We start from the raw sequence: 22,807 nt of genomic DNA, 5'->3' as shown, positions 1-22,807 counted from the left end.
AAAACGATGTGCGATTTTATCCAGAAAAAGGTGTATTTGTACGGATATCCAATCCCTACAACCTTCATGAAGATTGACAAATCGGTTTAACGCGATGATAGTTAGTTTTAGCTACCCGCAAAGAGTAAACAAACGGAGGTACATATGAATTTCAAAATTGATTCGCCAAAAATAGCAGATCCAGACTCTCTTCTTCCTGAGCAAATATATTCGCTGCAAACCAAGGACGAATTCAGCTGTTGCGGCATCAGCGATACGGTTATTGATAATCAAGAGGCTAATAAGGTCAGCTTTGATCGCGTGATTTTTAAAAATGTAACGATTACGGAGTGCTCCCTAACTGGGATCGAGCTTATGGACGTGATTTTTGATCGCTGTGATCTATCTAATGTGGATTTTACGAATGGCATTATTCATCGAACTGAATTTAGAAACTGCAAGCTTATTGGCACAGACTTTACAAGAGGCAGATTCCAAAATGTTCGTGTAGTAGATTGTATCGGGGATTTTGCTACGTTTCGATTCGCTAATCTGAAGCAGGTTGCTTTTGAGAGCAGTTCATTAATGAGTTCCGACTACTATCAGTCAAATTTCCAAAAAATCAGCTTCAGCGAGTGTAATATGGATCAAGCCACATTGTCAGGATCAAAGCTTAATGGGATCGATCTTAGTGACTGCGAGTTCAGTGGCTTGATCGTGGATATCAAAGATTTAGAAGGATGCATCATTTCGCCTCAGCAAGCTGTTTCTTTTGTCGGATTATTAGGTTTGGTTATAAAATAAATAACTTCAACTTGCCCGAACATTTACCGCAGCGATAACGCTTAGGGTCTACTTTTCGCTTACGCGGATACTCCATGGCACAGGCACTGCATACAAGCTTATATCGATAGGGCAACGACTTCCGAGCTTTTGCACCCGGCAGTGTCTGACAGTAGCGGCTTCCGCCGACTTGCGCCAGCAGGCTTTTGAAATCAGCATCACGATGCATATACCCTCGCTTAGCCAAATGCAAATGATAATGGCAGAGCTCATGCTTGATAATCCGCTCCGTCTCTTCTCTGCCAAACATGGCAAGCTGATGGGGATTAATCTCTATATTATGGCTTTTGGTAAAATATCGGCCGCCCGTTGAGGACAACCGGCTGTTAAAGCTCGCCTTGTGTCTAAACGGCACGCCAAAGCTGTCCCGTGATACCTGCTCAATCCACAGCTGCAGCTCTTCGTTGCTCATAGTTTCCATAGCGTTCTATCACAAGTCCTTTCCACGGGAAATAAGATCTCTACTTGAATTGTAACTTGTGCATAGGCTAAACTGTCAAGAAGGAAGACAAGTACGGAGGGAGAATGAACAATGCCGAAAATGCGGTATGTAATTTTGCAGCAAAATCAAGAATTACAATTCGTGGAAATGCCTGAGGAATATGCGTACCAACTAAGTGCGCTCAATTTACGCCTGAACAAAGAAATCGATAAGCTGACAGCCGATAATGTTCCGGATCTGCCCTTAGCCATCGCCGAATGTGACTCGCTGGATCTGTTACGTGAGGATTACTCCCTGGAGTCCGGTCTGGATTATATCAATAGATTGGAACAGGCCTTCGCCTCTGTTCAAGAGCAGAAGAACTACCCACTGATCTCCCTGCTTACTGAGATCCGAGCGCTACAGGCTCAATTGGAGCAGTGGTACGAAGAGGAAGCAGAAAGCCTACTGTAATCCGCACCTTTAGGCTTATTTCTCCATATTCTAACTTACGTAAGTTGTTAGAGGAGGGATTCGCTTGCCACAGTGGCTCTGCCATCAGCTAATGAAAGCCTATTACAAAAAAGACCGCCGTCAGATCAAGCTGCTGAATGAGTGCTGGTTCTTTTATCGTAATTCTGCGGAATCGAGTAATGAGATGAAGTTATAGCCTCGTATGATTAAGATCTAGGACATCTTTAAAGCAGCGGATATCGTCTTTTAAGAAGACGGTATCCGTTTTTGTTAGAGGCAATACTCGGTTACACTAGAGGGCTCAATAATTCCTTATTTAGATTAACTTCAAAGTTGGCAGGATCAGGAGCATGGTTTTTTATATAGATACGGTAAACACCATCTTCGGGGATGGTAATTTCCACTATGCCTGTACCCGTCCGAAGTGTTTCACTGATAATCTCTTCAGTCTCTACCGACATGAGCCCAATCTCAAGTTCTTGTTCCTCTGAATTCGTCACAGAAAATGAGATTATCTCACCTTTTCCCCATGTTTCTCTGCCAAAATTATTAGAATTACCTCCAGACATCCGTATTTTTAAATCTTTTCCGTCCGCTGAGGCAGAGATTTCAGCTGTTGCCACTACAGATTCCTTAGAAGACGTCGTTGGAGGCACTTCATGTACTACTGTAGCCTCAGCTACTAGAGAATCTTCCCCAGCAGTATCTCCATGGTTAAATTTAATTACTATCGCGAATGCAAGTACCACTATAATGCCTAGCAAAATAACTTTTTTCATATTTTTCATTATCTCACAGCCCCCACGTTAACTCGTTGACATCATTTAACCCATATTTTTGATAAGTTGCCACAATCGGAAATATCCTAAATTATTGAAATACATACTAACATATTACAGCAAAAAAAGATGTCCCTAAATAGCAGGCACATCCTTTTTCAATAACATGGAACATATTCTGTTTTTAAAACTTAGGAAATACATATTTAACCAAAAAGAACAGAAAACCAAAAAATATTATAATGTAAGCAGCATATTTAATAAAGGTAGATGCGACAACGCTGGAATCCGATTTCCGTTGTACCTCCCTATGCTCCACTTCAACACTTCTATCCTTATAGCCCGGTTCCATCAGCAATCTCTCCTTTCGAATGTTCATCTTTGATAGCCTCCATTAACCCGAGGCTTTCAGGATTGAATCAAAATTCTAGATTGGATTAAAAAAAAAGACCGGAATTCTCTTCAGCTTTTCGAGCTGAGAAATTCAGGTCTTCTTTCTACTTACCCTTTAACCGAACCCGCCGCAATTCCCTCAACGATACGGTTACTGAGGAACAGGAATGTAATCAGGATAGGCAAAATACTGATCATAAGCGTTGCCCCGATCGCACCCCAATCCGTTGTATATTGACCAATGAAGTTTTGCACCCCCACGGTCAGCGTCTTGTAAGAATCAGAACTAATAAATGTGTTTACAAAAATAAATTCGTTCCAGTTATAGATCATATTAATAATGGCTGTAGTCGCGATCACCGAGCTTGTCATAGGAAGTATAATTCTAAAAAACATTCTGTTCACGGAACAACCATCAATAACCGCGGCCTCTTCCACTTCGCGTGGCAGTGCGTAATAGAAACCCAGCAAAATCATAATCGTTATCGGCATGTTAAAAGCGACATAAGACAAAATAAGTGACAAAGGGTGATCCGTTAAGCCAATCTTATTGAATATACTAAATAACGGAATAAGCGTGGAGTGAACAGGAATCATCATCGCTACCATAAACAAACCCAGTACGAACGAGCTTCCCTTCCATTTCATCCTGGTAACTGCATACGTAACCAAGCTCCCGAAGATAACCGTTAACACCGTAGCCACGATGGTAATCCATACGCTGTTGAAGAAATACACGTTGATGTTCCCTACATTCCAGACCTTCGCGTAATTCTCCCAGTGAGGATTCATCGGCAACGATAGAGCAGGAAGGTTGAACACTTCCTGATTATTTTTTAATGAGAAAAACAGCAGCCATACAAGCGGAAACAATTGCAGAGCAGCAACGGCAATCAACACGATATATAGCAATGAGTAGCCGAATTTACGTGTGATCTCCGCACCTGCGCCGCCTGTCTTTGGCCCGATTTCTAGCCTTCCTGCAGTTCCAGACATCATGAAGCGCCCCTCCTTATGAGTATTGGATCGATTCTTTCGTAGCAGTTAATTTGCGAATGACCCAAGTAATGACGAGACAGATGACGAGCAGGAAGAATCCAATTGCACTCCCGTAGCCAAAATCATAAGCCCGAAAAGCCTGATGATACATATAAGACGCCATCACTTCACTAGAGCCATTAGGACCTCCATCCGTCATAACAAAGATTAAGTCAAAATACTTCAGAGAACCTACAACGGCTAGAACAATCGTAACTTTGATGACTTCCATTGCGAGTGGAAGCTTAATTTTCCAAGCGATTTGTAAGGCAGAGGCTCCGTCAATCTTTGCTGCCTCTTCCAGAGAGGTCGGGATATTCTTGAGTGCTGCGTAATAGATCAGAATATAGAAACCAGCATATTGCCACAGAATGGGAATAAATAAAGCAAACAAAACTAATGTAGGCTCTGCAAGCCATGCAGGAGGATTAGCAAAACCAATGGAAACTAATAAGCTGTTCACAATTCCGTTCGTCGGATGATAAATTCTTAGCCAAAGCTGCGCAATCGCAACGGACGATAACAGCATCGGAATCAGATATATTTTGCGAAACAAGTTAGCTCCCTTGATCCGGGCGGCTAATACCATAGCAATTGCCAAATAAATAATGAGACTTAGGGTAGAAAACAACGCTAACTGCAGAGAGTGCCAAGCACTATTCCAGAAGGTTTGGTCTGTTAGCAAAGCTTTATAGTTATCAAATCCGATAAAAGTCAGAGCGCCTATACCATTCCATTTATTCAGTCCGTAATAACCCGTTAGAACAATCGGAATATATACAATAGCCAGAATGAGAAGCAAGGCGGGAAATACGTATAACGCGATTATTTTTTTGTTAGACATCACTTTATCCAAAGTGTCCGACTCCTTTCCTTCATAAACCGTTTGAGGAAAGGCTTATCCGGCATCACGCTGCCGGATAAGCTAATTGTCCCCTTCACCTAGTTGTCGAAGCTTTAGTTGCCTTTGGAGATGGCTGCGTCATGCTCCTCAGAATACTTCTCCGGCGTCACCGCTTTGCCAAAAAGAGCCTGGATCATATTCAGATGCGTTTCTGCTGCATTGGCACGCATTTGAACATCTGCGAATAAAGTGATGCTGCTAGCCTTGTTCATTTCGTTAAACAAATCGATGTATAGCTGTGGTAGATCCAGTGTGGCGGTGTCCACCTTCGTAGCTGGAATAACGCCTGCTCCAGTTACGGATTGCTCTCCCCATTTGGATACGAAATACTCGACGAATAATTTTGCTTCTTCTTTTACCTCAGAGTTCTCAGCAACAAATAATCCTACGCCTGGTCCACCTACCCAGCTGTTAATGTCTCCCTTCCCGCCTTCCACTGTCGGGAATTTGAAGAAACCAACACTATTACGGAATTCCAGTGGAATTTCTTCATTAGTTGTGAAATTTGGCAGATCCCATGATCCCATCATGTACATTGCTGCCTTGCCATTTACGAACTCTGATTTTGCCTCTTCATTTGATAAACCGTTGAAACCCTTAACAAATGCATTGCTGTCAACAAGTGATTGAACCTCAGAAGCCGCCTTTACTAATCCTTCATCCATAAATGATCCTGAACCACTGATCGCACCTGCAAGTGCCTGTTGGCCTGCGATCCGATCAGCCAGATACATATACCAAAGCGATCCTGTCCAGCGATCCTTATTACCGAGAGCAATCGGTGCAATGCCCCCTTCAGATAGTGTTTTTACAACTTGCTTAAACTGATCGTAGGTTTGTGGAACCTCAAGATTATATTTTTCAAAAATAGCTTTATTGTAGTAGATAGGTGCGATGTTAAACTCAAGTGGAAGCGCATACGTTTTATCGTTAATAGCATAAGCTTCTGTAGTTCCTGCGACGAACTTGTCTTTTAATTCACCATTCAACAAGTCATCTACAGGAGCGAAGAGATTTCCTTCAACGTAAGGCTGCAAAAAGCCAGCGGCCCAAGTTACCCCAACGTCTGGCAATTCGTTAGAAGCAGACAATACCTTCAGCTTATTTTTGTATTGCTCGTTGTCCAGAACCTCTTGCTTGATCACAACATTGGGATGCTCTGTTTGATATTCTTTAATGATTTGATTAACAATTTTATTTTGCCCGGCAGAAACACCTTCTGGCCATAAATGCATGAAGTTAACGGTGACTTTGTCGCTTCCCCCATTTGCACTACCTTTAGATTCACCTGCATTGTTATCTTTTTGACCACAACCAGCTGTGACAAGAACGAGGCACATCGTTAAGAACAATATTGTCCATTTTTTATTGCGCACGCTTACAACCCCTTTTCTATTGTTGTCTAGCGGCCTTGTAACCGCTTAACTAAATTGTAGCTTGGATCCCATGATGTCGTAAGGTCATAAGGATTGGGACTAATACCACTATTATTGGATTCTTTCCTCCGTGGTCATGACGTTCTGGCGGTATTGCCCTGGACTAACATTTTCGAGTGCACGAAATACCTTCACAAAATATTTGGCCGTTTGATAGCCTACTTGTTCCGCGATTTCAGCAATGGACAGCCGTGTGCTCACCAGTAGTTCTTTGGCTCGTTGTATTCTCCTTCTCGTTACATATTCACTGTAAGTCAATCCCGTCTGCTCTTTGAAAAGGACGCTGAAATAGCTGGCATTCATGTGTAATTGATCCGCTATATCACGCATGGATATCGATTCGTGAAGATGTTCGTCTAAGTATTGGAGTGCCTCACGCACTTGAGTGCTATACACTTTCTCCTGCTGTACCGTTTCCATAAGCTTGGGATCGATCAGCTTCTCCATTCGTTCGATTCGATAAATATCCTCCTTGCGTTTCAATGCCAGTTCCACTGCTCGGACCAGCTTCGTTTTGTCGAGTGGCTTCAGTAAATATTCAACCACACCAAACTGCAAGGCTTTCTGTGCATAGTCAAATTCAGGATGGCCGGAGATCACAATAACCACTGGAGGATGAGGCATTTCGTTCAGCTTTTCAACTAATTCTAGCCCTCCAATCTCAGGCATGCGCACATCGGTAATAAGCAGATTAACTTCGTTATTTTGCAGCCATGCCAGTGCTTCAACACCGCTTGCTGCGGTTTCGATGCGATATTGACCGGATGACCAGGCTTCTAATGTTTTACGAACCCCTTCTCTTGTTCTAGGTTCATCATCTACGATAAGTATAGTTTTCACGTGTTTTTCCCCTCTCCAGGTTCATTCGGTATTTCAAAAGAAATGCTAGTTCCATAACCTTCTTCACTTCGTATTTCAAGCCCGTCCGTATTGTCTACGTAACTGAGTTTCAGTCTCCGCTCTATATTAGCAATACCAATCCCAGTCCCTTTGGAAGACCTCATGCTCCCCTTCTCCATGGTGTGATAGATAGACGATATCTTTGCTGCATCCATCCCTGGACCATCGTCAGTTACCGTAACCAATGTATATCCCGGACGACTTGAGGGCCTGACAATTAGCATGACTGTCCCCGGTCCAACCCTTTGCTCTACGCCATGAAGAATCGCATTTTCGACAAGAGGCTGGATTAACAGCTTCGGTAGCGGAACACTTCGGCAAGCTTCATCTGACTCAATCCGCCAGGATAACCTGTCGAGCATACGCATCTCCATAATCTTCAAATATCTTTCGGCATGGTCGAGCTCATCGCCGATAGTCACCCATTCATCATCATCAGTTCGATTGATGACATAACGAAAAAGCCCCGACATATCAACCACAATTTGAGCTAATTCCTCCTCACCTTTTTCATCGAGGGCCCAGTAGAATGCTTCTAATGTGTTAAATAGAAAGTGCGGATTGATTTGAGCCTGAAGTGCCTTTAATTCTGTGCGACTCTGGACGATCTCCTTCTGATAGACGACTTCAATTAGTTCATTCAGAGAGTGAACCATCTGGTTGTAAGTATTATTGAGTTCATTGATCTCCATAGTTGTAGAAGTGACTGAAATCGGTTTCAAGGTTCCAAATCGTGAACCGCGCATCACTTTTATCAAATTCAGTATAGGACGTGTAATCATCGTGGATAAAATAAAAGTAAAAATGAGAAACAATAAACTGCCAACAACACCGGATACGATGATCGCTGTACGAAGGACAGATATCCCCTCTGTCGTATAGTCAACTGGAGTGAGGATTACTAGCCTCCAACCTGTTGCCTTGGACTGCTTCTGAATCACAATGTAGTCTTCACCGCCAACCTCAACCTTTTCTCCTCCATGATCCAGTATCTTATTTGCATTAACATTTACGGAAAAATCGGAAGAAATTTGCCGTCCCGCTTCATCAAATAATCTCATTAATTCACGCGTTTCCGCCTGTGAGCTGTCCACCTCATCCGTAAGCTGGAAGTAACTTTTCTCAATTTGAACCATAATATAGCCAGCTTTCGTGAATGAATGATCAATCAGTCTAATATTACGAATCGCGATGACGATATCCGAATTCCGCGGGTCAAGTCCAAACCATACGAGACGTCCTTTGCCCTCGTCCACCCGGCTGATCCATTCTTCTGATACTCGATTGTTCAGGCTGGCGTCATCAACAGAAAGTAATTTCTGATAATCACCTGCATACAGCTCAATGGAACGAATCCCTGTCGCATACGCCTCATATTTACGTACTTCCTGCTGGATGGTTTGACGTTCGGCGAAGCTGATCGGCTTTCCTTCGGCCTCTTGAGCGAGTAATCGCTGAATGGAGGCGTTGGTTGCCACTTGCGCCGTCAACGTGTTAATCTGCCGGATCAGTACATCCAATTTGCCCGTTGCCTGAACTGCAGTCTGTTCAATATGCTTCTCCGCACTATTGCGTAATAGAACCGAAACTTGACCGTACATAAAAAAACCAACCGTGGCGAGTACGATCACCATGACAAACATAAAACCCAGGAAAATTTGATTACGCAATGTGTTTAACTGTCCAAACCTCGTCAATCTTTACACTCCCCTCCGCCAGATAGACTTGATTCCTCATCAAAAAAGATGACCCTTGAATCTTCAGGAATCATCTACAGCTCTAGTTATTTGTTAATTCAGCCTTTGGATTATATGATATCAGTGATTAGTTTCTGAGCCCATATCCATATCGCGTTTTAATTTATCCAAATCAACCAAAAAAAGCAATATAGAATATATACTCGTGCCTCCCAGAGTTGCACAAAAAAAAGCCGTACCTCCGCTGACCCGGGTATACCGGAATAGCAGTGTACGGCTTGTATTTTTAAATATGGAGGTTCTAATTAAAACTACGGTTGGACACCCACGAACCCTGCAATTTACGCAGCATAATAATTTGTCCAGTATGGTACGAATCGTGTAGGATAAGGCTCATTACCTCTTCCCCTGGCGCATGACCCGAACCGCCCCAATCATACGCGCCTTCTTCCAGCGCTTCAATGATTTCTCTAAGAGCAGCATGCACGTCTTTCAGGTCTGCAACGGCTTTCGCCCATGCTTCTTCTCCTTCAGCTGTTACAGTAAAGGTATCATCGTTGCTTTCAGCATCGGGTTGTTTGGGCAACCCTTTTAGCTTTCGCAGCAAACGCACCTTATAATAAGTTAGATGGTTAACCGTTTCCCAGATAGAATTGGCCGCCCCACCCTCTGGCTTCCAGAGAGCCTGTTTGCTATCCACACCTTCCAGCGCATCGCTAAGCGGCGGAGCCCAATCCTCGATATCCATGCAATAATCCCAATTTTGGAGCAAGACCTCACTGATTTTATTTTGCATGTTCAACCTCCTAAAAATTTGTGTAAACATAAACTTCATGGTGTAGCTTCAAAAAGAACTACTTCAAAGCGAACTAATATGTAACGACTTAAACCATAATATAGTGGTTACAAAAGAAATGTAGCATATTTCCAGATTGTATTCAAGTAACTAGCTAAACTTATTTTTAACTGTTACAATGATTTGTAATGAGCGTTGAATCGGAAAGGATGAACAGACCGTGTTGTGGGAGGATTTCATTAACAGTTACTGGCGGGATTGGCGAACAGGAGATAAGAATAAAGACCGGGACAGACTCGATGAAGAAGAGTGGGTTTTTAAATGGCTGAAGGAGTATGCTCTATTAGAAACACAGATGCCGAACACGATAGAAATGGCGCAGCTTAAAAAGCTTCGCTCACTACTATGGAACTGGGTACAGGCCATTGTGCAAGGAAACTCGGTGTATGGAGAAATACTGGAACAGCTCAATGTCTATATGGACAAGGGTCCTGTTATACGGCGAATTGTGTGGAAAAGCGACGAGCAAGCGGAAATAAAGCTATTGCCACTCCATAGTGGCTGGGAGCAGGTAATGGCGGAGATTGCAGCGTCTTTTGCCGAGGCATTACTTGAAAAAGAACCCACAAGATTCCGTATCTGCGAGAATCCCGATTGCCTCTGGGTCTATTACGATGATACACGCAACCGCTCCAAGCGGTACTGCGATGACAAAGCCTGTGGCAACCTTATGAAGGTGCGGCGTTTCCGGGCGCGGAAGAAGGCTGAGTCTGAGGGGGAATAGTCGGTTGAAGCAACGATACTCCGGTTTGCGGGTGGCTTGCTGCAGCAGATTATGGGCAAGTGGAAAAGGCCTGGAAAAGGCCCGCTGAGCTTTATGAACTCATGAAATAGCTGCATTTCATACACTTATTCCGCATCCAAAGGGGATCATCAAGACTTTAATTGTATTCTGTACACTTAAAAACTAGAAAATGTGCCCAATGAGTAATAAATCACGAAAATAGGTGTACGAAATACAGTTATATCCTTTGACGGGTTATTTGCAGGATTATAGTTGTACAAAATACAGTTAAAAGCTTCTGCACATCGCTCCCCTTGGCTCTTAATCCCCAACAGTCCCAATATCCCTCCACCCGATCATGATCTCTTCGACAACCTCATTCCCAATCTTCACTTCTTTTGTCGCAACAGATTGCCCACCCACTTTGTGGTAGAAATGAATCGCGGGATTTCCTGTTACCACCCAAGTCATGAACGAGCTATAATTTTTCTCCAATAAATTCTGTGCTACGCTTCTTATGAGTTGCCTTCCAAGACCCTTTCCTTGCTGTTCCTTAAGCAAATAGAGTGCATATAGCTCCGCATCATAGAGATCTGAGAGATCTGGCCCTCTTCGCACTCCTCCATTTGCAAAACCAATAATCGTCCCAGCCTCATCTTCAGCCACATACATAACCTCGTCTTTATTGGGCGTTTCAAAATTCCGAATCCAGAGCTTCCTTCTAGCTTCCACTGTAATTTTATCGAGAAACTCATCTGATATTAGCCCTCTGTATGTGGTTTTCCAACTCGTAGCGTGGACAAAAGCGATCCCGTCTATATCACTAGCTGTTGCTTCTCTAATCTTCAATTTAATTCCCCCTTAGATTTCCAATAAAAGCTTCAGCTAGTCCAACATTGACTAGTGTTCAACCACTTATTCCTCTCAAACAAACTATTGAAATCACTTTGGGCTACTGAATTGATATGTTTTTCTGAGCTGTATAATATTCACATGCCAACTAAAAAACGAGGAGATGTCTTCTACTTATACTTCTACTTCTACTTCTACTTCTACTTCTACTTCTACTTCTACTTCTACTTCTACTTCTACTGGAGCTACTTTCATATCTTCTAATAGTTTTCTGAGTATATCTTAGTACCAACATCCTCGCACACTCTCTAGTTTTTTATTCCCCGTCAGCCTATTTAACACTCAAGCTCAATTTAACCTTGCAGTGCCTTTCGCACACTTAATATATATTTCGCCTGATCAAGTGGGTTCACGCCCCGGCGGGTGCGCTCAGCAGATACGTCTGGTGGACATTCTTCATAGCCGGCAAAAAAAGAAGTAAACGTGCTGCGCCCCTTCGTGTAGGAGCTTAAGCTGACGGGATAATCGAGCGACGTTGCCAACGGCAGACGTCCTTCGATGATCATCCGTTCGCCTTGCAGCACGGGAGGCTCGAACGTGCCACGCATCTGCACAAGGTCGTTCATCACCCGTCCGCCATTCTCCTCAGGAACCACGATGCGAACCTGCAGAATCGGCTCTAGGAGTTTAGTGCCTACCCGAGCGAGTCCGTCCATAATTCCCATCGGAGTCGCCACAGCAAAATCCAGCGGATGGGTATGCCATACATGATGTTGTCCCTCGATCAAGGTCACTTTAAGATCGGTAACCTCCCAGCCATACAAACCCTGTTGTAAGGCTTCTGGTACTCGGCGTGCGGTTTCGCTCTGATATTGCGGCAGCAGGTCGGAACTCCGCACTACCGAATCGTAGACTAAACCACTGCCCGGAGATCCCGGCTCAATCTGAAAGCGCAGAATCGCCCAGCACGGTTTCGGCATCGTGTAAGCGATAAAACCTTCCCCGGCACGGGCTGGCGTTTCTTTATATATGACAGAAGGCTGACCGAAAGTAACATTCAGCGCATATCGCTCCTCCAGAACACTGTTCAGAATCTCCAGTTGAATCGGTCCCATTACTTTGATATGCAGCTCCCGCTCATCCTGCAGCCACTGCGCATCCAAAAGCGGATCTTCATCCGCCAGTTCCTGCAGCGCTCCGATAACCTTATGGTCATCCACATCTGGTTCCCAGAATACACGCACCGTTAGCAGCGGCACAGCCAGCTTCGCCTCCTCCGGAATGGCCCCCGGATGGCCGAGCACATCTCCGATGCGCACCCCTGAAAGGCCATAGATAACAGCAATATCTCCGGCTTCAAGCGCTCCGACATCCTCGGTCCGACCACCTTCGACCTTGCGGATCTGGGTCACTTTCCCCTGAATATCCTGCGTATAATTCATCAGCGTATCGCGGTTACGGATCGTCCCTTCATAAAGGCGGACAAACGCCATCCGTCCCATCGTAAACTCCGCGTCATATCAACGTTTAGTCAACGCACAGTCACCCGTTCAGTATCGTTCTATACGTTAAGTATACCGCTAGCGCCGTATCACTGCAACGTCATACGCGCCCTCCTTACGCCTTCCTATACGCACGTTCCCGCGCCTTAATCTCCGCCAACACTTCCGCAATCGGGCGTCCATACTTACGCGAGTGTGCCGCCGTGAGCGCCGCGTTATCTACGGACTCGTATCGCTTGCCGACGGGAGATAACGCATCCGCTACGAATGGCGCTTCGTACTCACCTTCACGTAGCCAACACGCGATAAACTGATACTGGCGCGTAGCTTCGAAAGCCTGCTGCGGATCGTCGAACGTTTTCGAGAGAACACCCTCGCTCCCAAAGCGCGGATCGCGTAGGCGACCGCTTTACCCCTAGCGTATGACGGCGGGCTTGTACGCTATGCCGGACGAACTCGCGAAAATAAACGAAAAAAAAGGCGCAGCCCCTACGGACATTACTCCGCAAAGACTGCGCCTTATATTACGTTGTTACTTCGTTATCAATTCACCGCTAGACGTCCGCACAATCAGCGTTTTACACTTCGGACATTTTGCGCTTCCGCCCGGTAACAGAGTCGTACGTCCGCACGCAGGGCAATCGACTTTCCCCGCAGTTGCGGTCTGTTTAATTGCGATTACTATCGCGATGATTACCCCGACTACAACCCCGAGTACGATTACGCCTAAGAACATATCCGCTCGACCTCCGTTAATTTACGTTATAATTCATTATCGGAGAATTTCCGCATTTTGTAAATATGCGTAGCCTAATCCGTTTTATCCCCGTTCGTACTTCGCGTACTATCCGCAATTCCCTCCGCCAACATATACGCAACGCACGCACCGACCGCGCCAATGACGCCGGTTACGTGCAGCACCGTATTATCACCCGCGCCCGAAGCCGTCAGCACCGAAGTAGCTAACGCAGCGAGTAGCGCCCAAAACTTCCGCGAGGATAATTTACGTAAGATATCGTTTTTGCTCATATTATTTCGCCTCCTTCGTAATAGTTGCGGTCTTCGTTACGTTATCCCATGCGATAGCAGCGCCAAACTGATCGGACATCTCGCGCAAGGGAACGTACACCGCTCCGTCAATCAAAACGCCGTCCTTCGCCTTGCATCCGTTCACTACAACGTTCGCTTTATATACGATCATGTCGTTGACCTCCTGCTTAATCGGATTTAACTTCGCCTCTACTAGCGCTTTAAATGCCGTCCATCCGGTCCATTTACCGCTATCGTACATTAAGCGCGGGCATATTTTACCGGACCAATCATAATGTCGCCGCAGTCTATCCACGCCCCATCCGCGTTCCTTTAACATCGATGCTACGAGGACCGCCGCGTTATCCAGTGTCTTCGCGTAGTTGCCAGACTCACAGATCTCTACGCCGATTGACGTACGATTTCCGGATTTTGCTGCGCTGCCGTCTCCGCTGTGCCATGCGTTTTCCGTTAGCGGAATACATTCGATTGCCTCGCGTTCATCGACGACGATGTGGAATGATGCTTGACGCGCGTTAGTTGGATTCGTCAGCCACGCGCGTTCATTAGCGGCGCTACTTGCGACATTGCCCGTATTGTGAATCGTAATAGTCGTCGCGCTCATAGCGTATCCAGGCCGCCGATTGCACGCGGTCGTCTTCGGTATATAATCCTTGCGGTAATTAATCGCGCTCATTACGCAACATCCTTCCCGTGTACTATCGTTTTAATATCGCGGACATCGAGCGCCAGGTTCTCGTATTGACCGGCCAGCGCTTCGAATCGATCCGTCAGTCCTTCCGCCAGCTTCATCAAGCGGTCTTCACGCGCAAGGGACTCCGTGTGCATCCGTTCGCGTTCCGTCTTGGCTTCCGTGCTGATACGTTCTTCACGTGCTCGAGCTTCGTCGGACATTCGGCGCATCTCTTTCCATAGTGTCCACGCGATAACTGCGGCTGCTACCGCAAATATTCCGTTCTTGGCGACCTCCGCCCAAAGTGTTCCGTCCATCAAGCGGTCGCCTCCGTTTCAGGCGCAAGATAATCCGCTAATGCGCGACCGATTTCGTCATCGAGCGTTTGGAGTACGGATAGGCGGGCCTCTGCGTTGGGTAAAACGGCTAAGACTGCGCTGATTGTTGCGGCGAGTTCAGCGGCTGGATTAGCGGTATCTATCGTACATTCGAGTAATGCGCGTACTTTCATATAACGTCTCCTCTACGTAAAAAGAGCCCCGCAATGGATGCGAGACTCTTCGTTATTTTGCATTTATTATTCGGCAAGCTTAGCGTCTATTTCCGCTAATTGCGTTTTTAATCCGAGTAATTCCGTTCTCTGCTTAAGAACGACATTCTTATATTCATCAGCGGTCTTCTTTGCCGTTTCCGCAATTGCTCCGTTCGTGCTCATCTCTTTAGCTTGCGCTTCAAACATAGGGATTACATTAGTTTCTAAATCTGCTATGTTTGTTTCTAGCTTGGTTATTTCAACCGCAATCTTAGCACGGTCAGCCTGTAGTTCCGCTGATGTTTTCACAGTAGGAGTAACTACGTCCTCCATTATGATTTTCTTCCCTTCGACGGTTAATTTAGCGCCTGATGCTTCCGCAACCGAACGAACAGGCGCATAAGCAGTGCCGTTAATGATAATAGCGTCATCAACTTTCTTGCCATTCTTCTCTATAGTAAATAACCCTTGAACTTTTTGACCAATAAGACTTGCCGAATCTGCAAAGACAGTTACACCCGAAAATAGCAACGCGCCAACAATGACGCCGGAAATAAACTTTTTCATCTGATAACCTCCGTAATAGTATTTTCCTAATAGTACCATTACGAAGCAGATGTCGTAAACGTTCCGCCGCCACTTGTTGCGTTAGCTGGATTTCCGTGGTTATGATTTGGCACACTCACGGTATGTGTATGTCCTTTATCAGCTTTAGCGTCGATAGCTTGATAGATAGAGGTAATTACATCTTGTAGTGTTGTGCCGGAATTATTCATAAGCGTACCCCACGATGCAATCCGTACATATCCGCTAGAAGGGTTAAGATAAACGTTAGACCCTGATATCGTCGCATTACCGTAACCGCTAAAAATAAATCCGGAAGCCGGCGAGTTATATATTACCGACTGGTTACCGTTCGAGTTAAAGATAACCTTACTAACCCCGCCATCGAACGCCGGTATCTGAATCCCGTTATTTGCATCCGCATATACACCGAACGCAACGCTTGTCGGATCGATCACTACACGCGGATAAACGGAGGCAGACGTCTGTATCTTAGCGCCCGTTATCGTACCGCCCGTAATAGTCGTACCGCTAATGGAGGATGCGCTAATAAACCCGCTAAAGTCACCGCTCGTCGCTCGCATATTACCGGCGGTGTCTACCGTGAATACCCCGTTACCAACGTTAATCGAAGAACCGACGATCGCGCCATTCGTAAAGTTGGACGATAGAATATTCGCAGAGTTAGCGGTCAGCTTATTGAGTACGACGTTGCCCGCCATATCTAAGCGGAAAGGCGCGGAGTTAAAGTCGTCATGCCCTGCGCTGATACCGTTCGTATTAATCTTGACTACGTTATTACCGCTGCCGATAACCATCGATACGAAACTACCGAGTTGCCCCGCGATTACCTCCGCTGCTATTCCGGTCGCCGTTATCGCTGTCCGCGCAGTCGCTCCGCCATCCGTCGTTAAGATAAGTCCGTTTGACGTTAATATGACTTGATCGGACGGGTCCGTTTTCGACTGCAGGACGATACCGCGTTCATCGTATTTAATCTCCGTCTTACTCGCGTTGATCTCGTTAACCGCCAGCCGCGCGAACTCTTCGAATACTTCCGCTCTGATTCGCCCGCCGCTAAACACGTTCTCAATCGCACGCCGTCCCGCCTCCAAGTCCGCGAGTATTTGCGTATAGTCACGTTTCATCACGTTAGCAACGGTTAGCTGCGTATGTTTATCGGGCGCATACGGATACTCCGTCATTTCCGTGATTCGCGCTGTGATTCCCGTTAAGCCGAGCGCTGGATCTACGAGCGTTACGGTATCGCCGAGACCGGGGCGCGCTTCTTGCTTATCGATCTTAGATAAATCCGCAGCGCTAACGGACACCTCAAGCGCCGGCACTTCGCGTTCGGCTAAGCGCAATCTCGCGGCAGCTACGAGTTTAAGTGGATCGGTTACGTCTTGCTCCGTTAACAAGTCGTCGTAAAACGGAACGCTGTCCGAAGCCCACGCGTCAGCATACAGAGATACGAGGTAATTGACGCGGAGGATTCCGTCAGTGATCGCGCCAGGTATCACGCTAAGTCGCGCTTGTTCCTCCGCTGTTAATATTGACGCAGGCTGTCCTATCCAAGTCCGCGAGTCTTTCATCTCCGCATAAAGCCGCGTACACAGTGACGATGCGCTGTCCGCGAAAGACGCCGCGATCAAATTGCGCGTTACTTGAATCCGATAGTCTGACGCGGGATTGCCGATCTTCTTACGCAGATGGAGCGTAAAGTTATCCGGCTCAACCTCCGCGCCGTACAGATTTATTACTGCGTTGAGCGCTTCGAGACAGTTGCCGCCCCCGAACGCTTTGACGTCCGCGAGGTCGAATGTATCATCGACGGAAATAGAAAAGCGCCCACCGGTTGCCGCCGAGATGAGCGCTGTTAATTGCGTGATATGGATTCCGTAGCCCTCTTTAATATAGGAAGCGTACGGAAATTTATAATCCGCGAGTTTAAACATGACGTGCGAACACGATATCTGTGCGGTCAACTTGCGGTCTTCGCGTGATCGTTCGCGCTTGTTAATTACGTAGTACTGACCGCGCTCATCCATTACGTGACCTTTCAGCGGCAACTTATCGCGGAAATCATCGGACGTCATTGGGATGGTGAAAGTCAGCGTATAATCTGCGTTGATCCGCCGTGTTCGTGTGATATCGTATGCGTCGCGTAAGATACCGATACGCTTGCGGAAACGGTCGTATGATTGTAGTGCGTTGATCAAATGCGCTCCTCCTTTTGCTAGCGCAATTGCGCGTTAATATAGATAGCGGTCACGATGCGTAATGCGCGTTAGGATTTCGCGTGCTGCTTCGTTATCTGCGTAGGTGACTTCGTTTAGTCCGAGTCCGAGTTCGAAGAAGTCTCCGTCGAGTAAGTGGATCGCGTTAACTCCGTTTAGCGTAATCGTCTGTTTCTTAACGTCGATTACGAGTTTATCGCCGGGATTAAAGCCGCCGGTAAACGCGAGCTTATCGACGTGCATGTAACGGACTTTTGCGCTGAATTGCGTAGCTGACCGGATGCCGGCCGTGTGTAGGCGTTCACGGATCATTGACGTAAGTAATTCCGTAGCCGATTCGAATACTGCGGCGGACGGGATGTCGCGCGTTGGGGCTCCGTTAACTTCTGTCGCTGTGTCAAAAACGATACCGACCGCGAAGTCAGCGTTTAGGCTTGCGGCGGCTTCCGTTGCCGATTCGATCGTAACGTTGAAGAACGTTTGGATAACGTAAGGGCGATTAAAGGGCGCGCGGTTGAATGCGCCGAGAAACGACATAGGCGTGCGTCTCCTTTCGTGTAACGTAAATAAACCCCCGCGTGTGATGACGGGGGCTTACGTGGTGCGAGTTAATGCGCAGTATGGTCCTACGGTCTCACTGTAAAAAGAAACTACCGAACATCTCCGTTGTTATTGCAGCGCCCAGATCATTGAAATGACCACCGTCAATAGTTAAAGAGCTTCCCGCTACTCCTGTGCCAGATAGTACGATATCTCTAATAGAGCCGCCTTCTGAGACGCTTCGCTTACGAGCATAATCCATATACAAACTGAACAGATCAATTAAGTACAGATTATTCTCGTCGAACTCAGATATGGTTCTTGAGATGTAGTTAGGAACCGATACACGTTCTCCGTTATCGCAAACACCATATGCCCAGTTATTGTTTCCATCTATGGCGTTATTACCTGTGCCGAAAAACATCACCCAACTAATAAGTTCTGGCGTGTACGTCTTACTCTTCAACTGATTTGCCTTCGTTAAAAACCGAGTTGCAAAGTTGATCGTTGTTGCAGCACCCATATTTTTCGGACTGTAATCAGCGTTGGCCACATCCATATTTTCATTTAGGATTGGTAGCTCCCACAAGATCAGGTTTGGCTTGTAATAATCTACGTCCCATGCCTCGAAGTTTTCCAACCGCGCGATTGAATGACCTCCGCGTGATGAAAGGATAAAATCATGCATAAACTCACGAATACCTGTTTGAATGCCCCAATACGTTAAACGTCCGCTGCCGTTGTTCGTTATAGTTACAATCGTTGTCCCAAGCGCCCCCACAACCTTCATTTTCAACCGCTTTTGGTATGCTGATCTGCGGAGATTGCCCGGCAGAAGTTCATCTACTTCCTTAGCAGAATAACTATATCCATTAGCCTCAACCCATGCGCTGGAGGACTCGTTGTATACCTGAAGTACTTCATTACCACTGCTTACAGTCACTGTGGCAGTTGCTGCATTTAGGTAATCGGTACGATAAATAAAATCACATCGTTTGACTCCTGACGGAACTGTATAGCTTACCTTAGCATTAGTTCCTTCTAATATTCTCGTCAATGCAGGTCTATTATTTATAGCATAAAGATTAGCCTCTGTAGTTCCTACCCAATCCCAAGCAAGATCATAGTCCTTTGTCACTGCGGTGCTAGATGTCTCTGTGAAAATGCCTGTGTCATACCTATAGTATCGTTGCCCATCCCATCTTAACTGTTCCTCTATATTTGTCACATAAGCATGTTCAACCATTAAGGGCGGTCTGAACATCGCATCTGTGCGTGGAGTAGTGTAGTGATTAGTTGTGCTAATGCTGTCACCCATGAGTAAAACTACTACGTCCTCAATCTGCTTCTTGTGCTTTCGGAAGTACAGAGGTGCCATTGATCGGAGATTTTTAGAAATAGTTAACGGTCGAACTTTTTCAACAATATCAGGAAACGGATTTCTGAACTTATAGATAGCCTGTTGAATTGAGGGGATAGGACTTGTGAGAACTCCACCGACATATGTCGCAATGACATGGTAATCTGATGACAAATCACTATTAATAGGTATAAGTTGCAACCTACTGACATCGGTAGTCTCCGTAACAGTAGACGTATCCACCCAATTCAATACTAGATGCTGCCCATCGGGTACACTATAAGTAAAATTGTGTTCCTCGTTATTAAAATAGCAGAACTCACTTGTACTATAGCTTTGAAATACAGGCTTTAATCCTAAAGAAATCACATTAACGTCAGTTATTGTTGCATCTCTCCAAGCAAATATCTCTGTTGTTCGAAGCGCTGGAAACGGATTGTGAAATTTATATATTGCCTGTTGAATTGAGGGAATAGGACTTGTGAGAACGTCCACAATATTTGAAGCAATAACATGATAATTAACTGGCAAATCAGAGCCTACAGGCACGACTCTTAACCTGCTATAACCTGCAGTTTCTGTAATGGCTTTGTTTTCGTCCCACTCTAACACGAGATGATGACCATCCATCAGAGAGATATGTGGACCGGCTCCAGAGATATCAAAAAAGATATATTTTCCTGTTTTATAACTTTGAAATACAGGCTTTATGCCTAAATCAATTACATTCGTGTCCAAAACACTTACTTCTCTCCATGCAAACACTTTACTTATACCAGTATAGATGCTTTCGAGATCTTTGATCTGTGCCGCTTTAATTCTCGGTGCCCCGTCTTCGTAGGCAGTTTCTACACTTCCTAATTCCAGTTGTGCAGTGTCTATAACAGACGTAGCAACAGTCATGCGCAAGAACGCTGCATTACTGGGAGTTACGAAAGCGTAATTATCGCCGTTTGGAATACCGCTAATAAATACTTTATGCACATCGTAAAAGGCTAGCATATTATAGGTGTTTTTGTGATAGGCAGTATTAGAAAGGATATTAATATAGTCACTTGTGACAAAACCCGATGCAGCTATCAATAGACCATTATCAGGGCTAACATAGTGTCCTTTTGTGACTCTCAGCCTATTAAACAGGTTTATTCCAGTGACTCCTACGACTGGATTAATATCTAATTTAATATAGTCTACTCCACCATCAGGAATCTTTGTGCTTTGATAAACACCGCCAGAAGCCCACGCTGTGCCATTCCAAAAGTACCATTTCCCATCTTCCAAAACTAGAAACGTTCCTTCTGCACCTGTTGGTAGGGCTGCTTGTAAGGCAGAAAGCGTTGTGTAAGTCCCTTTAGGAGCCCCACTGACTATATTTGCAAATTGCGTATCTACATAGGACTGATCTGCTTTAGGAGCAAGTCCACTTATTAGTTCAGCTTTTGTTGCCTTTGTTGCTAATTGTGTATCAATGTGAGAGGATAAGCTCACTATTTCTTGAGTGGTATCCGCCAACTGCGCACTATGCTCCGCCACATTCTCCCGCAGCGCATCCGCATCGTACGCCGTAAAATATCGCGCCACTCCGACGCCAACCGCCCACGCCTTCGCAACTGTCCCGCTAAATCCGCGCGTAACTCCCGTCAGGTCATTTCCGCTTTTCCCTTCGTACCGCACAGTCTCCGCGCTCTCATCTACGCCAATCGTCGCAATATTCGGAGCGTCCGGTAGCTTCGACGCATCGAGCAACGTAATTGTCGTCTGAATATCCGTAATTGCTGCCGATAGTTCCGTCGCCGGAGAATTAGGCGCTGCAGGAAACATCTGTATCATTATCAGCACCTCCTACTTCTAACTCTGCAAATCTACGTCTCAAGCCTTTGATGTCCCTTATTGTCTGCACATGCAGCCCATACTCTTTAGCCAAGTCCGACGTTCCTTCCCCGCTTGTTGCCTTATAGTAAATTTCCAGTGCTGTTGCGTTGGTTACCTTCCGTATCTTTTCCTTACGCTCCAAGGATAACGGCTTGCCTCGGGTAGCTTCCCAGGCCGCGCGCATCTGCTCAATCGGTCTCGGCTTTCCTCTGCGAGCATCTCCGCTTTTTCGTCTAGCCTCTTCGGTAGGAACTTTACCTTTGGCTGCTTCTGATAATTTCATGCGAGTTTCATCAGACACCGGAGGTCTATTCTTATGTCCTTCTCGCATATTTGCCTTTGCTTCCTCTGAATGTTTCTTACCTTTCATAGTGCTGGGCCTGCCCTTTTTAGCGGCACTCATCTTCTGTCTGGACTCAAGAGAAACCACATAACCACGACCCTGTGATCCTCCTAGATCGCAGTTATAGCCCTTAGTATAAGAGTCAAACTTTTTCACATAATAAATCTCCCGTTCATCTAATGATTCAACGCTGCATTCTTCAATAAGAGCGAAATCGAAGGCGGCCGAACCGTACTTAGTCCAAGCACGTTGTAGCGCAGGGTTTTCGTGTTTCCCTGCGTTTAAAAGGCGTACATGCACCTTCCACCGAGTTCCTACGCGTGAGCTTTGTCCCACGTAGGTTTTACCACTAACTGTATTTGTTATCGTATAAATTCCCACCGTGTGCTTATCGACCGCCATCTATTCGTTCCCCTCTCCGTTATTACTGCGTGAATTTAACCGATGTACTTGATATCGCGAATCTCGGACGGTCGCCAACGAGTAATGTACGCGGATTATCCAGCGGTTTCGTCCATAGTAAAGAGCCGCCAGTCGCCGCCGTACGTAATCCGATATGCGTTACGAGTCCCCAATCCGCAGTAGCAACGGGAAATACGACTTCTGCGGTATTTGCTACGGATTGCTGCCCACTAACGAGCGTCGGCGCTCCGAATGTAACTGCCTGCCGTGCGTATGATCCGCCGGTTACCTCCGTGCCGGTATCCGCCGCCGTTGGGTCCGATTTATATAGCGCAATGTAAACGGTAGCCGGTCCGGTAAACGCCGTATTGCGTAAAGCCGCGTTAAGTAGCGCCGCGCTCAGATAGTTCGAAATTTGCATCGCCATTATTCG

General features: G+C 45.9%; 26 protein-coding genes. 4 read left to right on the top strand and 22 right to left on the bottom strand.

Going from position 1 to position 22,807, the window contains the following annotated elements; genetic code table 11:
* Positions 1-144 precede the first annotated feature (144 nt).
* Entirely contained in the window at positions 145-783 is a 639-nt protein-coding gene (locus tag NYE58_RS06590) for a pentapeptide repeat-containing protein (RefSeq protein WP_038569077.1), read from the top strand.
* Here the strand turns inward: NYE58_RS06590 and NYE58_RS06585 are convergent.
* The gene (locus NYE58_RS06585) at positions 773-1,234 is read right to left on the bottom strand and encodes a SprT family protein (protein ID WP_080742673.1); all 462 of its coding nucleotides are present in this window, start codon (positions 1,232-1,234) and stop codon (positions 773-775) included. The genes NYE58_RS06590 and NYE58_RS06585 overlap by 11 nt on opposite strands.
* Positions 1,235-1,354: 120 nt before the next feature.
* On the opposite strand from NYE58_RS06585, the gene NYE58_RS06580 reads away from it, so the two are divergent.
* Both NYE58_RS06580 and cmpA read left to right on the top strand, forming a co-directional pair.
* Complete coding sequence (locus NYE58_RS06580) at positions 1,355-1,717, top strand: hypothetical protein (protein WP_036686808.1); 363 nt, start codon at positions 1,355-1,357, stop codon at positions 1,715-1,717.
* A gap of 64 nt (positions 1,718-1,781) precedes the next feature.
* A complete protein-coding gene (cmpA, locus tag NYE58_RS06575; protein ID WP_094903512.1) occupies positions 1,782-1,913 on the top strand; it encodes a cortex morphogenetic protein CmpA in 132 nt (43 codons plus the stop codon).
* 91 nt (positions 1,914-2,004) lie between these two features.
* Here cmpA and NYE58_RS06570 read toward each other — a convergent pair whose 3' ends face one another.
* The 8 genes from NYE58_RS06570 to NYE58_RS06535 form a co-directional block, all read right to left on the bottom strand.
* A complete protein-coding gene (locus NYE58_RS06570) occupies positions 2,005-2,505 on the bottom strand; it encodes a hypothetical protein (RefSeq protein WP_036686807.1) in 501 nt (166 codons plus the stop codon).
* Positions 2,506-2,680: 175 nt separating this feature from the next.
* The gene (locus NYE58_RS06565) at positions 2,681-2,875 is read right to left on the bottom strand and encodes a hypothetical protein (protein WP_036686806.1); all 195 of its coding nucleotides are present in this window, start codon (positions 2,873-2,875) and stop codon (positions 2,681-2,683) included.
* 122 nt (positions 2,876-2,997) lie between these two features.
* Positions 2,998-3,888, bottom strand: coding sequence for a carbohydrate ABC transporter permease (locus NYE58_RS06560; protein ID WP_036686804.1), 891 nt, complete (start codon positions 3,886-3,888; stop codon positions 2,998-3,000).
* 13 nt (positions 3,889-3,901) lie between these two features.
* Complete coding sequence (locus tag NYE58_RS06555) at positions 3,902-4,783, bottom strand: carbohydrate ABC transporter permease (protein ID WP_038569074.1); 882 nt, start codon at positions 4,781-4,783, stop codon at positions 3,902-3,904.
* A 101-nt stretch (positions 4,784-4,884) separates the two neighbouring features.
* Positions 4,885-6,207 (bottom strand): extracellular solute-binding protein, encoded by a 1,323-nt coding sequence (locus NYE58_RS06550; RefSeq protein WP_076100035.1) that lies wholly within the window; start codon positions 6,205-6,207, stop codon positions 4,885-4,887.
* A gap of 111 nt (positions 6,208-6,318) precedes the next feature.
* Entirely contained in the window at positions 6,319-7,107 is a 789-nt protein-coding gene (locus NYE58_RS06545; protein ID WP_036686801.1) for a response regulator transcription factor, read from the bottom strand.
* Complete coding sequence (locus NYE58_RS06540) at positions 7,104-8,810, bottom strand: cache domain-containing sensor histidine kinase (protein ID WP_370510724.1); 1,707 nt, start codon at positions 8,808-8,810, stop codon at positions 7,104-7,106. Before NYE58_RS06540 ends, NYE58_RS06545 begins: the two co-directional genes overlap by 4 nt.
* A 355-nt stretch (positions 8,811-9,165) precedes the next feature.
* Positions 9,166-9,660, bottom strand: coding sequence for a DinB family protein (locus NYE58_RS06535; protein ID WP_036686798.1), 495 nt, complete (start codon positions 9,658-9,660; stop codon positions 9,166-9,168).
* Between the two features lie 220 nt (positions 9,661-9,880).
* Between NYE58_RS06535 and NYE58_RS06530 the strand changes: the two genes are divergently transcribed.
* Positions 9,881-10,444: a CGNR zinc finger domain-containing protein gene (locus tag NYE58_RS06530; protein WP_038569066.1), complete on the top strand. Its 564-nt coding sequence runs from the start codon at positions 9,881-9,883 to the stop codon at positions 10,442-10,444.
* Between the two features lie 321 nt (positions 10,445-10,765).
* Here NYE58_RS06530 and NYE58_RS06525 read toward each other — a convergent pair whose 3' ends face one another.
* The 13 genes from NYE58_RS06525 to NYE58_RS06465 form a co-directional block, all read right to left on the bottom strand.
* Complete coding sequence (locus NYE58_RS06525; RefSeq protein ID WP_341001406.1) at positions 10,766-11,293, bottom strand: GNAT family N-acetyltransferase; 528 nt, start codon at positions 11,291-11,293, stop codon at positions 10,766-10,768.
* A 356-nt stretch (positions 11,294-11,649) separates the two neighbouring features.
* Positions 11,650-12,798, bottom strand: coding sequence for an EF-Tu/IF-2/RF-3 family GTPase (locus NYE58_RS06520; RefSeq protein WP_341001405.1), 1,149 nt, complete (start codon positions 12,796-12,798; stop codon positions 11,650-11,652).
* Between the two features lie 532 nt (positions 12,799-13,330).
* A complete protein-coding gene (locus tag NYE58_RS06515; protein ID WP_341001404.1) occupies positions 13,331-13,534 on the bottom strand; it encodes a hypothetical protein in 204 nt (67 codons plus the stop codon).
* Between the two features lie 74 nt (positions 13,535-13,608).
* Positions 13,609-13,827 carry a hypothetical protein gene (locus NYE58_RS06510; protein ID WP_341001402.1) on the bottom strand — a complete coding sequence of 73 codons (219 nt, stop codon included), beginning with the start codon at positions 13,825-13,827 and terminating at the stop codon, positions 13,609-13,611.
* Between the two features lies 1 nt (position 13,828).
* Entirely contained in the window at positions 13,829-14,524 is a 696-nt protein-coding gene (locus NYE58_RS06505; protein ID WP_341001401.1) for an N-acetylmuramoyl-L-alanine amidase, read from the bottom strand.
* A complete protein-coding gene (locus tag NYE58_RS06500; RefSeq protein ID WP_341001400.1) occupies positions 14,524-14,838 on the bottom strand; it encodes a hypothetical protein in 315 nt (104 codons plus the stop codon). Before NYE58_RS06500 ends, NYE58_RS06505 begins: the two co-directional genes overlap by 1 nt.
* A complete protein-coding gene (locus NYE58_RS06495) occupies positions 14,838-15,032 on the bottom strand; it encodes a hypothetical protein (protein WP_341001399.1) in 195 nt (64 codons plus the stop codon). Before NYE58_RS06495 ends, NYE58_RS06500 begins: the two co-directional genes overlap by 1 nt.
* 66 nt (positions 15,033-15,098) lie before the next feature.
* Positions 15,099-15,620: a hypothetical protein gene (locus NYE58_RS06490; protein ID WP_094879058.1), complete on the bottom strand. Its 522-nt coding sequence runs from the start codon at positions 15,618-15,620 to the stop codon at positions 15,099-15,101.
* Positions 15,621-15,658: 38 nt separating this feature from the next.
* The gene (locus tag NYE58_RS06485) at positions 15,659-17,839 is read right to left on the bottom strand and encodes a phage tail protein (protein WP_341001396.1); all 2,181 of its coding nucleotides are present in this window, start codon (positions 17,837-17,839) and stop codon (positions 15,659-15,661) included.
* Between the two features lie 33 nt (positions 17,840-17,872).
* Positions 17,873-18,394 (bottom strand): phage distal tail protein, encoded by a 522-nt coding sequence (locus NYE58_RS06480; RefSeq protein WP_341001394.1) that lies wholly within the window; start codon positions 18,392-18,394, stop codon positions 17,873-17,875.
* Between the two features lie 97 nt (positions 18,395-18,491).
* Positions 18,492-21,587 (bottom strand): hypothetical protein, encoded by a 3,096-nt coding sequence (locus NYE58_RS06475; RefSeq protein WP_341001392.1) that lies wholly within the window; start codon positions 21,585-21,587, stop codon positions 18,492-18,494.
* Positions 21,559-22,374: an NUMOD3 domain-containing DNA-binding protein gene (locus tag NYE58_RS06470; RefSeq protein ID WP_341001390.1), complete on the bottom strand. Its 816-nt coding sequence runs from the start codon at positions 22,372-22,374 to the stop codon at positions 21,559-21,561. The genes NYE58_RS06475 and NYE58_RS06470 overlap by 29 nt, the downstream gene beginning before the upstream one ends.
* A gap of 22 nt (positions 22,375-22,396) precedes the next feature.
* Positions 22,397-22,801, bottom strand: a complete 405-nt coding sequence (locus tag NYE58_RS06465; protein ID WP_341001388.1) for a phage tail fiber protein — start codon at positions 22,799-22,801, stop codon at positions 22,397-22,399.
* Positions 22,802-22,807: the final 6 nt, after the last annotated feature.

Source organism: Paenibacillus sp. FSL L8-0708 (assembly GCF_038009325.1).
In the GTDB taxonomy this organism is placed as follows: Bacteria; Bacillota; Bacilli; order Paenibacillales; family Paenibacillaceae; genus Paenibacillus_AQ; species Paenibacillus_AQ odorifer.
This window is presented reverse-complemented; position numbering and strand designations above follow the sequence as displayed.

Excerpts from the sequence above, each read along its gene's own strand:
- NYE58_RS06540 (WP_370510724.1), bottom strand. The coding sequence starts at position 8,810 with ATGTTTGTCATGGTGATCGTACTCGCCACGGTTGGTTTTTTTATGTAC.
- NYE58_RS06565 (WP_036686806.1), bottom strand. The coding sequence starts at position 2,875 with ATGAACATTCGAAAGGAGAGATTGCTGATGGAACCGGGCTATAAGGAT.
- NYE58_RS06475 (WP_341001392.1), bottom strand. The coding sequence starts at position 21,587 with ATGATACAGATGTTTCCTGCAGCGCCTAATTCTCCGGCGACGGAACTA.
- NYE58_RS06580 (WP_036686808.1), top strand. The coding sequence starts at position 1,355 with ATGCCGAAAATGCGGTATGTAATTTTGCAGCAAAATCAAGAATTACAA.
- NYE58_RS06585 (WP_080742673.1), bottom strand. The coding sequence starts at position 1,234 with ATGAGCAACGAAGAGCTGCAGCTGTGGATTGAGCAGGTATCACGGGAC.
- NYE58_RS06535 (WP_036686798.1), bottom strand. The coding sequence starts at position 9,660 with ATGCAAAATAAAATCAGTGAGGTCTTGCTCCAAAATTGGGATTATTGC.
- NYE58_RS06560 (WP_036686804.1), bottom strand. The coding sequence starts at position 3,888 with ATGATGTCTGGAACTGCAGGAAGGCTAGAAATCGGGCCAAAGACAGGC.
- NYE58_RS06570 (WP_036686807.1), bottom strand. The coding sequence starts at position 2,505 with ATGAAAAATATGAAAAAAGTTATTTTGCTAGGCATTATAGTGGTACTT.
- NYE58_RS06510 (WP_341001402.1), bottom strand. The coding sequence starts at position 13,827 with ATGAGCAAAAACGATATCTTACGTAAATTATCCTCGCGGAAGTTTTGG.
- NYE58_RS06500 (WP_341001400.1), bottom strand. The coding sequence starts at position 14,838 with ATGGACGGAACACTTTGGGCGGAGGTCGCCAAGAACGGAATATTTGCG.
- NYE58_RS06520 (WP_341001405.1), bottom strand. The coding sequence starts at position 12,798 with ATGGGACGGATGGCGTTTGTCCGCCTTTATGAAGGGACGATCCGTAAC.
- NYE58_RS06470 (WP_341001390.1), bottom strand. The coding sequence starts at position 22,374 with ATGGCGGTCGATAAGCACACGGTGGGAATTTATACGATAACAAATACA.
- NYE58_RS06505 (WP_341001401.1), bottom strand. The coding sequence starts at position 14,524 with ATGAGCGCGATTAATTACCGCAAGGATTATATACCGAAGACGACCGCG.
- NYE58_RS06465 (WP_341001388.1), bottom strand. The coding sequence starts at position 22,801 with ATGGCGATGCAAATTTCGAACTATCTGAGCGCGGCGCTACTTAACGCG.
- NYE58_RS06515 (WP_341001404.1), bottom strand. The coding sequence starts at position 13,534 with ATGTTCTTAGGCGTAATCGTACTCGGGGTTGTAGTCGGGGTAATCATC.
- NYE58_RS06590 (WP_038569077.1), top strand. The coding sequence starts at position 145 with ATGAATTTCAAAATTGATTCGCCAAAAATAGCAGATCCAGACTCTCTT.
- NYE58_RS06490 (WP_094879058.1), bottom strand. The coding sequence starts at position 15,620 with ATGAAAAAGTTTATTTCCGGCGTCATTGTTGGCGCGTTGCTATTTTCG.
- NYE58_RS06495 (WP_341001399.1), bottom strand. The coding sequence starts at position 15,032 with ATGAAAGTACGCGCATTACTCGAATGTACGATAGATACCGCTAATCCA.
- NYE58_RS06480 (WP_341001394.1), bottom strand. The coding sequence starts at position 18,394 with ATGTCGTTTCTCGGCGCATTCAACCGCGCGCCCTTTAATCGCCCTTAC.